This is a genomic window from Collinsella sp. CLA-ER-H10 (assembly GCF_040092475.1).
Classification (GTDB): Bacteria; Actinomycetota; Coriobacteriia; order Coriobacteriales; family Coriobacteriaceae; genus Collinsella.
Genome location: NZ_JBBNLM010000013.1, coordinates 45,700 through 60,037, shown reverse-complemented (window position 1 = coordinate 60,037; position 14,338 = coordinate 45,700). Strand labels below are relative to the sequence as shown.

The window sequence follows — 14,338 nt, the reverse complement described above, 5'->3', positions numbered from 1 at the left end:
AGGCCCTCTCGGGGGCAGGGACGTTCGGCCGTGCGCGGGCGCCCGGTCGGCGGCCCGTTCTGGGCGCGCCTCAATCGTAGCCCGAGACGGTCCCGGGCTGACAATTTCGACTGTAATGGACGTTCTTAAACGACTAGTCAAACAAGAACGTCCCCAACGACTAGGCATGAAAAAGGCAAGGCATAGACCTTCTGGTCATGCCTTGCCTTTTGAATGACAAATTGTCGCTCTGGATGGCGCGCAGCGTCGACCGGCCCGCCGTTCGTCAGAACGGCGGAACCTCTAGAGCAAAGTGACGCTAAAGCTGCGGACGTCCGTCTCGCCCGGCGCCAGCGTAATGGTGTTGACCTTGTGCTCAAAGACGTCGTCCTCTGTGTCCATGGTGGTGTGACCGGTCCAGGGCTCGAGCGCCACAAACGGGGCGTCGTTGGCGGCAGACCACACGCCGATGTACTTAAAGCCCTCAAAGTCAATCTTGACGCCGTGGCCCGACTTGCGGCCGCGCAGCGTGAGCGTGGAGCCCGGGGCATCGGTGAACATGATGGCATCGTTATCGAAGCTGCGGTGCGTGATGGGCAGCACGTCCGAGTTATCGGGAGCCTTGTAGCTACCCTCGAACGTCATGAGGCCATCGGGCGTGATGATGGGGGCCTCGTTGGTCCAAGCCTCGGTAAATGCCAGCTCGTAATCCTCGAACGCCTCGTCCTCGGCACCGGGAGCAGGTACGTTAAATGCGGGGTGGCCGCCCACCGAGAACGGCAGGTCCACGTCGCCGGTATTGGTGACGGCAAAGGTCTGGGTAAGTGTGGCGTCACCAGTCAGGGCATAGGTCATGTTGAGCTTAAAGTGGAACGGAAAGGCCTTGAGCGACTCGAGCGTGTCGGTGATCTCGTACGTTACCGAGGAGCCGTCCTCCGAAACCTCGACCAGCTTGTGCTCGACGATGCGCGCGAGGCCGTGGCGCGGCATCTCGCAGGTGCCAGCCGCAGACGTCGCCGTGTTGTTGCGCAGCGAGCCCACAATGGGGAACAGGATGGGCGCATGCTTGCCCCAAAAGGCGGGGTCGCCCTGCCACAGATACTCGTTGCCGTTGAGGGCAAGGCTCGTGAGCTGGGCGCCCATGGAATCGATGGCCGCGGTGAGGCTGCCGCGCTTGATGGTAGTGACGGTAGACATGCTACTTCCTCCAAAAGTAAACAATAGTGTCGATGGCTATTGTCCCACTCTTGGCGGCGGGGTTGAGCGACAGGCGCAGTTATTGAGCAATAGCGTAAAGGTCAAACCCGCCCTGCGGAGTGCTATCGACCGTATCGGGCGCCTGCGAGTTAAAGCTCACGGGAACCATGCGCTTTGAGGCGCGGAAGCGCGTGCCGTCGGTGGCGACGGGCGGTTCGTCGACGGTGAGCTCGTAGTCGCCGGGCTTGAGCTCGATGCCGTCACCAGCGGAATTGACGTATTGATACTCGTCAATCGTCTGCCCTTTGAGCGTACGCCCCACGATGTGGATGAGCATTTGGCTGTCGCCACGCGCGGTGTCCCACATCGCGCCGTCCTTGACCTCGACCGACACATGTACCGAGCGCGTGCGGCTGAGCGATTGCTCGACAGACATCTCGACCTTGGCGGCGTCTTGACGCTGCTGCTCGACATGACCCCAGATGCTGCCGATCGCCGAGCAAGCGATGACGCCGGCCATAAAGGCGATGAGAATGGGGCCGAGCGGAGAGCGACGGCCCGCGTCTTCCTCGCGAGCCAGGTTGGGGCGATGGGTGGGGGCGGGCGCCTGGGCACCCTGCGCGGGCACGTCGAGTATGCTGAAGGATGCCGTGCTGCCGGGGTCGATGGTATGGCGCGGCTGTGGGGTCTTTGCCGGCGAGATCGACATATCAGCCGGCTCGCCGAGCGTGGCCGTGGCATCGGCCTTCGCCTCGTCGGCCTCGGCCTGGGCCCAAGCCTGTTCAAAGGTTAGGGGTTCGGCGGCATCGGAGGCGGCTTCAGGCTCGACACCGGCATCGTTGCCGGTCTCGTCCTCGTCGCTCGACACGTCACACGGCGCGGGCTCGTCCCACTCTTCGTCCGGAGCCTCGCCCTCGCTATACCACCATTCAAAGTTATCGATATCCATACGGGGCGCCCCCTTGGCCTCGCAAATAAACACTTGCTAGCCTTATACCCCCAGATGACACGGGAGCTCGCCGGCACAGACAGGAAAAGCGTCACAACATTCGACGCTTTTCCTCGTTTTCGAGATTTTCATCGAATGTTGTGATGGTTTGGGCAGCGATTACATGGCGAGGGCCGTGCGGATAGACGGATCGCTGAGGGCCTCGCGGAGCCAGGGGGCCAACTGCTCGGGATGACCTTGCAGATAGCCGTCGAGCTCGGAGAGGGCCACGCGGCGTACTTCCGATATTTCCTCTTGGTTGATGTGCAGCTCGCCCGGCTTAACACGGGCCAGGTAGACCTCGCACCATTCGCACTCACAGCGGCCGTCGCCGTGATCCTCGCGGTACACCACGTGCCCCAGATGCTTGAGCTCGTCCGGCTCGCGCATGATGCCGAGCTCTTCGTTGATGCGACGCGCCGTCGCGGCGGCGACGCCCTCCCCCGGGAGCGGATGGCCGGCGCAGCTATCGGCCAGCACCCCGCCCCACAGGCGCTTGGGCGGGCTGCGGCGACAGAGCAGCAGGCGCATGTTTTCGCCCTGGCCCTCGACCAGAAGCGTCAGGAATGCTTGGTGCAGGATACCCTCGCCGGTATGAGCTTTGATGCGATCGACGGGAGCGAGCGCTTTGCCCGTCGCGGCATCGACCGCCACGACCTCGGCACCCGCACCGCCCTCATCCCAGCCGGCGCGCAAGATGCGGGCCGCGGTTTCTTCGAGCGCGACGATGAGCTCCTTCGTGGTATTGAGCACGCGCTGCAAGTCGTCCTTGCTCGCCTGTTCAACATGAAAACCCATGCTTGCGGTTACCGGCACACCAAAGCGCGTAGCGAGCGCCGCCGCAATGTCGTGCGCCGGGATCTCGTCGCGATGGCACGGAACGGCAAGGATGCTCACAGTCGCCGTGCGTCCGGGCTCGGGACGCGGAATGGCCTGCGCCGTGGCGCCCAGGTGTGCGAACTCCGGCGAGCAGGCGTACACCGCCATGCCTCGCGGCGTCACCGTCAGCTGGGCCTCGAGCGTAAACTTGCCCTCGCCCACTGCAACCTTTGTCGTGTGCATACCCATGGGATCTCCTGTCGCCCGCGATGTACCTGAGACCATCTTCGCCTGTATTGCGACTATACAGGCAAGCGCAGACCGTGACAAAGGCGCTGCTTCTTGTCGTATTCTGCTAGAGTTGCAGAGACTGAATCTAGCTCATATAACGCAACATGGGAGCAACCGCCTTGACCACCGCAACCTCGTCCACAACAGCATCAACCGCTGCCGCGCTTTCCCCCGCGCGCACCAACCTCTGCCTAGCGCTGCTCGTGTTGTTAGGCTTTTCGCTCGGCTGCTCGGAGTTCGTGGTCATCGGCATCGAGAGCGACCTGGCGACGGAGCTCGGCATCTCACTTGCCACCGCAGGCCAACTCATCAGCGTGTTCGCGCTCGTCTACGCCATCGCAACGCCGGCGCTTGCGCTCAGCACGGGACGCTTCCGCCGTTACCAGTTACTCGTGTGCTACAGCATTGTCTTTGTACTCGGTAATCTTGTCATGGCGTTGGCGCCCAACTTCCAAGTGCTGTTTGCCTCGCGCATCATCTTGGGCTCCGTCTCGGGCGCACTGCTCGCCGTGGGCGTGACGTATATCCCCGAGCTGCTGTCCCCGCAGCAGACCTCACTCGCTATCTCGGTGGTGTACGGCGCATTCTCCGTGGCGATGGTCTTTGTGACCTCGATCGGCAAGTTTGTGGCCGACACGCTCGACTGGCACGTTGCCATGTACGGCACGCTGACCTTCGCCGTTCTGATCTGCGCCGCGCTCGTGGCGTTTATGCCGCGCGCCGGACAAACCGACGAGCCTGCCACCTTCCGCGAGCAGGCGGGGCTTCTGCGCGAGCCGAGCATCATCACCGGCATGCTCATCTTCTTGTTTGGCGTGGGCTCGGTCTATGTGTTCTACGGCTACGTGACGCCCTATCTGGAGCAGGTGCTGGGCATGGGCACCGTTCAGGCGAGCACCACCCTTATGGCCTACGGCGTGTTCTGCCTGATCTCGAACATCCTGGGCGGATGGATCGATGCGCGCTTTGGCATGAGGGCGCTGCTCGTGACGTTTGTGCTCCAGGCCGCGGCTCTGTTTGGGCTGTTTGCCGTTGGCGGCACCATGCCCCTCGCGCTTGTCTTTGTCTTTAGCCTGGCGATGCTCATGTACCTGTTTTCGGTCTCGTGCATCACGCACTTTATGGACGTGGCCCGCAGCCGCCATCCCAAATCGATGGTGCTCGCGAGTTCGGTGGAGCCCATGGCATTTAACGTTGGCATTTCGTTTGGCACCGCGGTGGGCGGCGCCGTGGTAAGCGGGATTGGCATTGCCTACGTGGGCGCGGTTGGCGCCGCATTCTCGCTCGTAGCCTGGATACTCACGCTAGTGACGATCAAGCTGGCACGCTGGGAGCGCAAGCGGGCAGCACAATCTTCGATGCAGGCATAGGGGTGGGATCGAGGCAGGCGCAAGTACAGCTCAGCGCGGCGGGCGTCCGATGAAAACCACACCATACGAGCAGTGTTTATCCGCCCGCAGGCTCCAGCGGTTCAATTTCGTGTACTTGAAATACACGTTTTTCCACGATTTCGTGTATTTCAAGTACACGAAATCGTACTAAACTATGTATTTGAAGTACATGAAATTGGAAAGGCAGCCCCATGCGCAGATCAATCGAATCCGTTATCGAATCATGGGCGACAAAGGACGCCTCGCGCCCCCTCCTCATCCGTGGCGCACGACGCGTGGGCAAAACGTACGCTGCCGAGGAAATCGGCAGACGAATCGCCGGCGATGCGTTTGTCAAACTCGACTTTCAGACCGATCTTGAGCTGATTGCCCCGCTGTTCGACTGCCCCACCGACGACGTTGACACCATCGTGGCACGAATCTCAGACTATAAACGCACCCCCATTCGCAAAGAAACCGCATTCATCCTGTTTGACGAGGTTCAGCTCTGTGAACGGGCGCTCAACTCGCTTCGCTTTTTCTCGGGTTCGGGCTGGCGCATATGCGCGACCGGCAGTCAGCTCGGCGTCGCCACGCGCAAGCGCAAGCTGCCTTTTCCCAGTGGCGTCCGCCAAGAGACCATGCATCCCATGTCGTTCGAGGAGTTTCTCTGGGCGCTCGGCGAGGAGCAGATGGCCGATGCCGTTCGTGCCCACGCCGACACGCTCGAGACCTACGCCGCACACCAAGCCGCGCTCAACCTGTTTCATCGATACCAAATCGTGGGCGGCATGCCCGCCGCCGTCAACGCATATCGCAAGACGCTTTCCATCGAAGACGCGCGCGTCGAGCAGCGCGAAATCGACGAGACCTACACCGCCGATATGACCGACCCCGAAAACGGGATCAGCGGCGTAGCAGCGCGCAAGGTCTGGCGCTCCATTCCATCCCAGCTGCTACGATCCTCAACCAAGAAATTCAAGTACTCCGAGGTCGAACGCGGAGGCCGACGCTCAAAGCTCATCGAGCCACTCGACTGGCTCGAGGGCGCCGGCATCATATCGGTCAACAACCTGACCGAAGGCATCGAACCTCCCCTCGTCCCCTTCGACGACGAAGACGGGAGCTTCTTTAAGGTCTATCTTCTCGATACGGGCCTCATGTTCTACAAACTCGGTATCAACCCGCGACTCTGGCTCGACCTCAAAGAGGATTCCGCCATTGCGCTGTCTTCCGACTTTCGAGGTGCCTTGGCGGAGAACTCGGTCATGCAGGCATTTTCGGGCAATGGTTTGCAGACGTATTACTGGATGCCACCGTCGTCTTGGAAGACGAACGGCGAGCTCGATTTTCTACTTCAGACCGACCGTATGGAGATCGTTCCCGTCGAGGTAAAATCCGCACGCAACGTGCGCGCGAGAACGCTCGGGTCGTTTATGGAAAAAGCCCGGTCGCCGTATGCCTACATATTGTCCGAGAACAATTTTGCCCGCAGCGAAACCGATGACGGACGCGAGCTGCGCCATCTCCCCTTGTACGCAGCGGGCTTTATCGGAGCAAACTGCCTCAAGGGCAGTCTGTAACCCCCGCGCGACCGCCCAGAAAGGAACCATCATATGCAGCACGTACTGTTTATTTGCCATGGGAATATCTGTCGCTCGACGATGGCTGAGTCGGTGTTTACCGAGCTCGTGCGCCGCGCTGGGCGCGAGTCGGAGTTTGTCATCGATTCCGCAGCGACCTCAACCGAGGAGATCGGCAACCCGCCGCATCGTGGCACGGTCGCCAAGCTGCGCGAGGTCGGGATTCCCGTCGTCGCACATCGCGCACGTCAGGTGCGTCGCGCGGAGTATGGCGACTGGGATCACATTGTCTATATGGATGCCGAGAACGCGCGTGACCTGCGTCGCATCTTTGGCGACGACCCCGACGGCAAAATTACGCGCCTGCTCGATTGGACCGAGCGCCCCGGCGACGTGGCCGATCCCTGGTACACCGGCAACTTCGACGCCACCTACCGCGACGTGCTCGCCGGTTGTACCGCTATGCTCGAGCAGCTGTAGGTAAGCGAGGTCGCGGGCCACGTCTTCGGCGCAAAATGAGCGTGGATAATCTCCCGCATACAAATTGAGTGTGGACAATCTCCCACTTTGAGCGCTCAAGTACGCTCTAAACGGGAGAAAATCCACGCTCGACTACTCGTCGACGATCTCGGCGAGCCAAATGTTCAGTGTATCGACTTCGGGGCAGCAGAACTTTGCCGTGCCGGGCTCGTTGCCAGGCACGGTTCCGCCATAGCGCAGGATATCGATATAGGGAAAGCCCACATGGCAGGCCATGGCGCACATCTTGCCGCGGTCTCGGTCGAAGTCAAAAACGTCGCCCGGCTTGTGACCATGGTGGCAGCGGCACGCACCCAGCTGGTCCACGCAGCTCACGCGGATGCGCGGACGCTTGCCCCGCGGCGCGCCGAGCGGCTTGTTCTCGCCCGCAGGCTTGGCGCCGCCCTCGCCAGCATTACTCATGGTCAATCACATCCAGGCAGGCCTCGATGGGAAGGCCAGCCGACTTGTCCTCTTGGTCGGCATTGCGCTCGATAAGCCCAGCCACCACGCGCATGGCATCGGACGTCGCGCGCTGCAGGCTCCAACCGGCCATAACGCGGCCGACGAGCACCGCCGAGAACGTGTCGCCCGTGCCCGGGAAATAGACCGGAATGAGCTCAAAGGGAATCGTGAAGTGCTCCCCCGCCACATGGTCGTAACCGATGACGACATTCGCACCGTCGACCACAGCGCTCGTAATGACCACCGACTTGGCGCCCAGGGCACGCACGGCATCCACAAGAGTGCGGCCCTCATCGGGCGTGATTTGCTCGGCAATGGGCGTATCGGTGAGCAGGCACGCCTCGGTGTAGTTTGGCACCGCATAGTCGGCGCACTCGAGCAGGCTGCGCATGAGACCGATCGTGGACTCGGGCACGCCGGCGTAGAGCTTGCCGTTGTCGCCCATGATGGGGTCGACGAACACCTTGGTACCCTTTTGCGCGCGACGGTGGCAGAAGTCCGAAATGATGCGCGTCTCTTCCTCGGTCACGATAAAGCCGGTAGAGATGGCGTCGAACTCAAAGCCGAGCTCCTCCCAGATGGCGAGGCTCTGGCGCACGTACTCGGTGGTGTCGTGGATGTAGAACTTGGGATAGTTGAGCGTATCGGACACAAGTGCCGTCGGCAGGTTGTGGATGCGGTAGCCCATGTGCGACAGCACCGGCAGCATGGCGGAAAGCGCGACCTTGCCGTAGCCGCACATATCGTTGATCAGCAGCAGCTGAGTGTTCTTCATGAGGGTCTCCCTTGGTTCGGGCACGGCGCAGCAGCGCCACAGTGCGACTAAGTGTAGCGCAGGGGACGTTGTGAGCGGAGTCGAGCAGCGCGAAGGGTAAATTGTTGCGGAAAGGTTACGGAAAATGATCCCTTTTCCTCCGTCCCCAAGGGATTGCATGCACCGAAACGGACCGTGGCGGAATCACAGGTTGAGGACGGACAGCGAAAACGTTCCTAAGCGAGCAAGGTGGCGTGAAAGAGGAGGGCATAGGCCTTGTGGCCATGCCCGACGATTGAACGCCAGATTGCCGCTTAGGAGCGTTTGCAGCGTCGAGCGGTTACGGCGTTTGGCAAAACGCCGTAACTTAATAAGTTTGGCACCTTGACATTGATTTCTCACACTCCTAAATTGGTTAGGCACAAAACAATTCCACTACCTAACTAAAGAAAGGAGCAACACTGATTCATGTGCGATGAACCTCTTAACCTTTGTTCGCACGGGCCCGGCGGCGACCCGTCACAGCCGGCGGATGTACCCGAAGCGGTCAGCGCCGAAGACAAACTCGCCAAGCGCATCCTGAGCGGCCTGGGTTTTTGCGGCCATTACATGCATTTTCACGGCGGCGGCATATCTGGCAAGGCGCCCATCATCTGCCTGCTGGCCAAGCAGCCCGGCGGCGAGATGTCTCAGCAGGAACTCGGCATGCACTTTGACCTCAAGCCGGGGTCGCTTTCCGAGATCTTGTCCAAGCTCGAGGTCAACGGCCTCATCGAGCGCAGCCGTAACCCCAAGGATCGACGGCAACTCACCATTCGCCTGACCGAAACCGGCCGGGAAAACGCCCGCATCGACCAGGCGGCCCGCATCCGCTTTAGAGAACGGGCCTTTAATGCCCTCACTCACGACGAGCGCGAACAGCTCGCCGAAATGCTCGAGAAAATCCGTGTAACCTGGGAGGAACTGGATGATTAAAACCCTCATGGGCAGCATCCGCGACTATATGAAAGTCGCTGTTGCCACGCCATTGCTCGTGCTTGGCGAGGTGCTCTGCGAGGTGCTGATCCCATTTATCACCGCCAACCTGATCGACGCCATCAAAGACGGTGCCACCGTAGCCGAGATGCTTCCCACCGCAGGCTTTTTGGCGCTCATCGCGCTGACGTCGCTTGCTTTAGGCGCCGCTGCCGGCGTCACCTGCAGCCATGCGAGCTGCGGCTTCGCCAAGAACCTGCGTCACGACCTGTTCTATAAGATCCAGACGTTCAGCTTTGCCAACATCGATGAGTTCTCGAGCTCCTCGCTCGTCACGCGTCTGACCACTGACATCAACAACGTTCAGCAGGCCTTTATGATGATCATCCGTATCGCCGTGCGCGCGCCGCTGGTCTTGATCTTCGCTTTTACCATGGCATTTATCATGGGCGGCAGCGTCGCCATGGTCTACCTGGTCATCATTCCGCTGCTGGGCTTTGGACTGTTCTTTATCATCTTTAAGGTACGCCCCATCTTCTCGCGCGTGTTCCACAAGTACGACGCCCTTAACGAGTCCGTCGAGGAAAACGTCACCGGCATGCGCGTGGTCAAGAGCTATGTGCGCGAAGACTTTGAGAAGGAGAAGTTCGCCACCGCCGCGCGCGACGTCCAGATGGACTTCACCCGCGCCGAGAAGCTGCTCGCCTTTAACAACCCCATGATGAACATCTGCGTCAACGGCGCATTTGTCGTCATCATCTACCTGGGATCCAAGCTCATCATCACGAGCCAGGGCACGCTGTTCGACGTGGGCCAGCTCTCCTCGATCTTTACCTATGGCTTCACGATCCTCATGAGCCTGATGCAGCTGTCGATGATCTTTGTCATGGTGACCATGGCCGACGAATCGGCGCACCGCATTACCGAGGTGCTGACCGCCGAGCCCACGATCGCCGATCCCGCCGAGCCCGTGCTCGAGGTTGCCGACGGTTCCATCGACTTTGACCACGTGAGCTTTAAGTATTCCGCGCATGCGAAGCGCCAGGCGCTCGACGATATCGACCTGCACATTAAGAGCGGCGAAACCATCGGCATCATCGGCGGTACCGGCTCGGCCAAGTCCACGCTCGTTAACCTCATCGCCCGCCTGTACGACGCCACCGAGGGCACCGTGCGCGTGGGCGGCATGGACGTGCGCGACTACGACTTGGACGCCCTGCGCCACCAGGTGGCCATGGTGCTGCAGAAAAACGTACTGTTTAGCGGCACCATTGCCGAAAACCTGCGCTGGGGCGACCCGAACGCCACCGACGAGGAAGTCCGCGAGGCGGCACATCTGGCCTGCGCCGATGAGTTTGTCGATGGCTTCCCCAAGGGTTATGACACCTGGATCGAGCAGGGCGGCTCCAATGTTTCCGGCGGTCAGAAGCAGCGCCTGTGCATTGCGCGTGCCCTGCTGCGTCGCCCCAAGATTTTGATCCTGGACGACTCCACCAGCGCCGTCGACACCAAGACCGACGCCAAGATCCGCGCAGGGTTGGCAAGCTATCTGCCCAACACGACCAAGCTCATCATCGCCCAGCGCATCAGCTCCGTTCAGGACGCAGACCGCATCATCGTCATGGAGGGCGGTCGCATCGCGCAGATCGGCAACCACGACGAGCTGCTCAAGACGAGCGAGATCTACCGCGAGACCTTTACCTCGCAAAACAAGATGTCTGCCGAGGGCGAAGGGGCCGTCGAGGCCGACACCGAGGCATCCATAACGCAAGCCCAGACCCAGGAAGGAGGCGAGGCACATGAGTAAGGCAACGACCGCCGAGCGCGCGCTCAACCGCAAGGGCGGCACCATGTCGCGCCTCATCAAGACGCTCTTTGGCTTCTACCCCATGCTTTTGCCCCTCGTCGTCGTCGGCGTGGTGCTCTGCGCCATCATCAACTCCATCGGCGCGACCTTCCTTCAGAGCGCCCTGCAGATTATTAGCGACTCGTGGCAGTCGGGCGACTGGACGACCGCGCAGCCCAAGATTCTGCAGCTCGTGACCACCCTCGCCTGCATCTACGGCGTCGGCATCCTGTCCTCACTGTTCTGGAACCGCGCCATGGCCATCGTCACACAGGGCTCGCTCGAGAAGCTGCGCGAGAAGATGTTCAACCGTATGCAGGACCTGCCGATTCGCTACTTCGACACGCACCAGCGCGGCGACATCATGAGCCACTACACCAACGACATCGACACGCTGCGCCAGATGATCAGCCAGTCGCTGCCCAACCTGCTCATGACAACCATCGTCATCGTCACGGTGTTCTTTATCATGCTGTACTACAGCGTGTGGATGTGCCTGGTCATTGTGGCCGGCGTCGCCTTTATGACCTTTATGACCAAGCTGCTCGGCTCCAACTCCGCGCGCTTCTTTATTGCACAGCAGACCGAGCTCGGCGTGGTCGAGGGCCACATCGAGGAAGTCATGAACGGCCAGAAGGTCGTCAAGGCATTCTGCCACGAGTCTGCCGCCGAGGCCGATTTTGACGAGCGCAACGAAAAGCTCTTCGAGGTCTCGCAGAAGGCCAACATGTACGCCAACATCCTCATGCCCATCCTTATGAACCTGGGCAACCTGCTCTACGTGCTGGTCGCACTGGCCGGCGGCATTTTCCTGGCGCTGGGCGTGCCCAACCTGAGCATCTCGGGCATGGCGCTGTCCATCGCCGTCGTGGTGCCGTTCCTCAACATGACCAAGCAGTTCTGCGGGCAGATCGGCCAGATCTCGCAGCAGATCAACGCCGTGGTCATGGGCCTCGCCGGCGCCGACCGCATCTTTGAGCTCATCGACGAGGAGCCCGAAGCCGACGAAGGCTATGTGACGCTCGTCAACGCTCAGGTGAACCCCGATACCTGGCAGCTCGAGGAGGCCGACCACCACACCGGCATGTGGGCGTGGAAACATCCGCACCGCGCAACCGGCGAGATCGAGTACGTGCCGCTGCGCGGCGACCTGGTCATGGACAACGTCGACTTTGGCTACACGCCCGACCACGAGGTGCTGCACGGCGTGTCCGTGTTTGCCAAGCCGGGTCAGAAGGTCGCGTTTGTCGGCGCCACCGGTGCCGGCAAGACGACCATCACCAACCTCATCAACCGCTTCTATGACATCGCCGACGGCAAGATCCGCTACGACGGCATCAACGTCAACAAGATCCGCAAGGCCGATCTGCGCCGCTCGCTGGGCGTCGTGCTACAGGACGTGAACCTGTTCACCGGCACCGTGATGGATAACATCCGCTACGGCAACCTGGATGCCACCGACGAGGAGTGCATCGCGGCGGCAAAGCTCGCGGGCGCGGACGACTTTATCACCCGCCTGCCCGACGGCTACGACACCATGCTCACCGGCAACGGCGCACAGCTGTCGCAGGGCCAGCGCCAGCTGATTTCGATCGCACGCGCTGCCGTCGCCGATCCGCCGGCAATGATTCTGGACGAGGCCACGAGCTCCATCGACACCCGCACCGAGGCTATCGTGCAGGCCGGCATGGACAAGCTCATGGAAGGCCGCACGACGTTTGTCATCGCGCACCGCCTGTCCACCGTGCGCAACTCCGACGCAATCATCTGTCTGGACCACGGCCGCATCATCGAGCGCGGCAACCACGACGAGCTGATCGCCAAGCGCGGATACTACTATCAACTCTATACCGGAGCGTTTGAGCTGGAGTAGTTCGGCTCGCCGAGATGGCCGATTTGCCGCTCATTCGTCGGGCATGACCCTAAGGTCAATGCCCTCCTCTTTCGGGGCAAATCGACTCATCTCAACGACCCAAACACAATGCGCCGCAACGAATAAAGCCTCCGCAGCCACACGAGCTGCGGAGGCTTTTTTCATGCCGGCCGGAAACCGTATCCCACTTTTCGGGCCCAAAATGGGATGCCGTTTCCCGCTGGACCCCCTCCGGGAAACGGCATCCCATTTCAAGGGCATAAACCGGGATGTGGTTTCCCCTAACGGCACCTTTGGGAAGCCGCATCCCACTCTGGACGCACAAAACGGGATGAGCTTTCCCATGGTGATCCAAGACCAGAAACATGTTCGATAGCGCGGCCAGGTCAAGAACAACAAGACAAGCGTCACGCCAATTTGGACGAGCGTCTGCTGCAGTTTGAGGCTGCTGGCCCATATGGTAGAGTTAACCACCCATGAATTTCAGCACACTGCGTGCTACCTGTTCTTTTGTCATTTAGGGGAGTGAACTTGTGAATATTTAGGGGAGTGAACTTGTGAATACTTCTGTCGCCAAGAAGGCCGGCCAGGCGGTGCGCCTGCTCATGATGGTGCTCACGGCAGTTCTCATTTTCTTCTTCATCAATGTTATGCTGCTCGTCTCCGATATCCAGGGCACGGCGCGTGTGGTCAACTACGCCGGTCTGGTGCGCGGTACCACGCAGCGAATCGTTAAGCTCGAGGATGCGGGCCAGCCTCAAGATGACCTGCTCAAAGCCGTGGATTCATACATCAACGGTTTGCGTTACGGAAGTGACGACCTCAACCTCGTCCGTCTCGATGACGATGAGTGCCAGGCAAAGATGACCGAACTCGCGAGCTATTTTGACGAGCTTCGCACCGAGATTACCCGCGTGCGCGAAGTCGGCTATGAGAACACCGACATCATCTCCATGAGCGAGGAGTTCTTTGGCATTTGCGACGATGCTACGCGACTCGCGGAGGACTACTCTCAGGAGAAGGCGTCGGCGCTCAACTATCTCGAGGGCTTGGTGATCATCGACATCGTGGGCTTGGTGGCGACCTTTGCGGTCGAACTTGTTCGCGCGGTGCGAACTGCCGCGCTCAATCGCGAACTGCACAACAAAGTCTATCTCGACGAAGCCACAGGACTGCCCAACAAGAACAAGTGCGAGGAGGTCTTGGGGCAGGAGCAGCCTGTCTCCGCGGAGGCGCCCGTTGCGGTGTGCGTCTTCGACCTTAACAATCTGCATACGGTCAATAACAACTTCGGCCACGAGAAGGGCGACGAATACATCCGTTCTTTTGCCCAGCAGCTGGGGTGCGTGGCGTCCGAGACCTGCTTTGTGGGCCGCGACGGTGGCGATGAGTTTATCGCGGTGCTGCGAGATACCGATCGAGCTGCCGTGGAGTCCTGTCTCGCTCGGGTTCGCGCGAACGTGAACGAGTATTCCGAGACTCATCCCGACATGCCTATCAGCTATGCGGTGGGCTATGCGCTTTCCAGTGATTTTGATGAACCGCCTACGATGCGCGAGCTCTTTTCCCAGGCCGACAAAAACATGTACATCGACAAGAACCGCGTAAAGACAGCCGAGGCAGCCGGGCCGCAACGCGAGGACCGCTAAACCCGTAGCAAAGGGTAGCTAATTTGGGAC

At 60.5% G+C, this 14,338-nt stretch carries 12 protein-coding genes; 7 read left to right on the top strand and 5 right to left on the bottom strand.

From position 1 onward, the window contains the following. Positions 1–282 precede the first annotated feature (282 nt). The 3 genes from AAAX36_RS06805 to AAAX36_RS06795 all read right to left on the bottom strand — a co-directional run bounded on the left by AAAX36_RS06805 (position 283) and on the right by AAAX36_RS06795 (position 3,232). Positions 283–1,176 (bottom strand): aldose 1-epimerase family protein, encoded by an 894-nt coding sequence (locus tag AAAX36_RS06805; RefSeq protein ID WP_349074801.1) that lies wholly within the window; start codon positions 1,174–1,176, stop codon positions 283–285. 79 nt (positions 1,177–1,255) lie between these two features. Further along, the gene (locus tag AAAX36_RS06800) at positions 1,256–2,125 is read right to left on the bottom strand and encodes a hypothetical protein (RefSeq protein ID WP_349074799.1); all 870 of its coding nucleotides are present in this window, start codon (positions 2,123–2,125) and stop codon (positions 1,256–1,258) included. A gap of 159 nt (positions 2,126–2,284) precedes the next feature. Then, positions 2,285–3,232 (bottom strand): NUDIX domain-containing protein, encoded by a 948-nt coding sequence (locus AAAX36_RS06795; protein WP_349074798.1) that lies wholly within the window; start codon positions 3,230–3,232, stop codon positions 2,285–2,287. Between the two features lie 161 nt (positions 3,233–3,393). On the opposite strand from AAAX36_RS06795, the gene AAAX36_RS06790 reads away from it, so the two are divergent. From AAAX36_RS06790 to AAAX36_RS06780, 3 genes are all read left to right on the top strand, one after another. Then, positions 3,394–4,644, top strand: coding sequence for an MFS transporter (locus AAAX36_RS06790; RefSeq protein ID WP_229066837.1), 1,251 nt, complete (start codon positions 3,394–3,396; stop codon positions 4,642–4,644). A 212-nt stretch (positions 4,645–4,856) separates the two neighbouring features. Beyond that, complete coding sequence (locus AAAX36_RS06785) at positions 4,857–6,227, top strand: ATP-binding protein (protein ID WP_138113493.1); 1,371 nt, start codon at positions 4,857–4,859, stop codon at positions 6,225–6,227. 33 nt (positions 6,228–6,260) lie between these two features. Then, a complete protein-coding gene (locus AAAX36_RS06780; RefSeq protein ID WP_138113495.1) occupies positions 6,261–6,707 on the top strand; it encodes a low molecular weight protein-tyrosine-phosphatase in 447 nt (148 codons plus the stop codon). Positions 6,708–6,839: 132 nt separating this feature from the next. On the opposite strand, the gene AAAX36_RS06775 is transcribed toward AAAX36_RS06780, so the two are convergent. Further along, on the bottom strand, positions 6,840–7,169 hold the full coding sequence (locus AAAX36_RS06775) for a TIGR04076 family protein (protein ID WP_217495582.1): 330 nt from the start codon (positions 7,167–7,169) through the stop codon (positions 6,840–6,842). Further along, positions 7,162–7,986, bottom strand: a complete 825-nt coding sequence (locus AAAX36_RS06770; protein WP_138113497.1) for a PfkB family carbohydrate kinase — start codon at positions 7,984–7,986, stop codon at positions 7,162–7,164. Before AAAX36_RS06770 ends, AAAX36_RS06775 begins: the two co-directional genes overlap by 8 nt. A gap of 447 nt (positions 7,987–8,433) precedes the next feature. Between AAAX36_RS06770 and AAAX36_RS06765 the strand changes: the two genes are divergently transcribed. The 4 genes from AAAX36_RS06765 to AAAX36_RS06750 all read left to right on the top strand — a co-directional run bounded on the left by AAAX36_RS06765 (position 8,434) and on the right by AAAX36_RS06750 (position 14,308). Continuing rightward, complete coding sequence (locus AAAX36_RS06765) at positions 8,434–8,940, top strand: MarR family winged helix-turn-helix transcriptional regulator (protein WP_349074795.1); 507 nt, start codon at positions 8,434–8,436, stop codon at positions 8,938–8,940. After that, positions 8,933–10,747 carry an ABC transporter ATP-binding protein gene (locus tag AAAX36_RS06760; RefSeq protein ID WP_349074793.1) on the top strand — a complete coding sequence of 605 codons (1,815 nt, stop codon included), beginning with the start codon at positions 8,933–8,935 and terminating at the stop codon, positions 10,745–10,747. Before AAAX36_RS06765 ends, AAAX36_RS06760 begins: the two co-directional genes overlap by 8 nt. Then, on the top strand, positions 10,740–12,659 hold the full coding sequence (locus tag AAAX36_RS06755; protein WP_349074791.1) for an ABC transporter ATP-binding protein: 1,920 nt from the start codon (positions 10,740–10,742) through the stop codon (positions 12,657–12,659). The genes AAAX36_RS06760 and AAAX36_RS06755 overlap by 8 nt, the downstream gene beginning before the upstream one ends. Before the next feature lie 557 nt (positions 12,660–13,216). After that, positions 13,217–14,308, top strand: coding sequence for a GGDEF domain-containing protein (locus AAAX36_RS06750; protein ID WP_349074789.1), 1,092 nt, complete (start codon positions 13,217–13,219; stop codon positions 14,306–14,308). The last annotated feature ends 30 nt before the right edge of the window (positions 14,309–14,338 follow it).

Bases quoted from the DNA above. Each gene is read 5' to 3' on its own strand.
- AAAX36_RS06805 (WP_349074801.1), bottom strand. From the start codon at position 1,176: ATGTCTACCGTCACTACCATCAAGCGCGGCAGCCTCACCGCGGCCATC.
- AAAX36_RS06765 (WP_349074795.1), top strand. From the start codon at position 8,434: ATGTGCGATGAACCTCTTAACCTTTGTTCGCACGGGCCCGGCGGCGAC.
- AAAX36_RS06800 (WP_349074799.1), bottom strand. From the start codon at position 2,125: ATGGATATCGATAACTTTGAATGGTGGTATAGCGAGGGCGAGGCTCCG.
- AAAX36_RS06755 (WP_349074791.1), top strand. From the start codon at position 10,740: ATGAGTAAGGCAACGACCGCCGAGCGCGCGCTCAACCGCAAGGGCGGC.
- AAAX36_RS06780 (WP_138113495.1), top strand. From the start codon at position 6,261: ATGCAGCACGTACTGTTTATTTGCCATGGGAATATCTGTCGCTCGACG.
- AAAX36_RS06795 (WP_349074798.1), bottom strand. From the start codon at position 3,232: ATGGGTATGCACACGACAAAGGTTGCAGTGGGCGAGGGCAAGTTTACG.
- AAAX36_RS06785 (WP_138113493.1), top strand. From the start codon at position 4,857: ATGCGCAGATCAATCGAATCCGTTATCGAATCATGGGCGACAAAGGAC.
- AAAX36_RS06760 (WP_349074793.1), top strand. From the start codon at position 8,933: ATGATTAAAACCCTCATGGGCAGCATCCGCGACTATATGAAAGTCGCT.
- AAAX36_RS06775 (WP_217495582.1), bottom strand. From the start codon at position 7,169: ATGAGTAATGCTGGCGAGGGCGGCGCCAAGCCTGCGGGCGAGAACAAG.
- AAAX36_RS06770 (WP_138113497.1), bottom strand. From the start codon at position 7,986: ATGAAGAACACTCAGCTGCTGCTGATCAACGATATGTGCGGCTACGGC.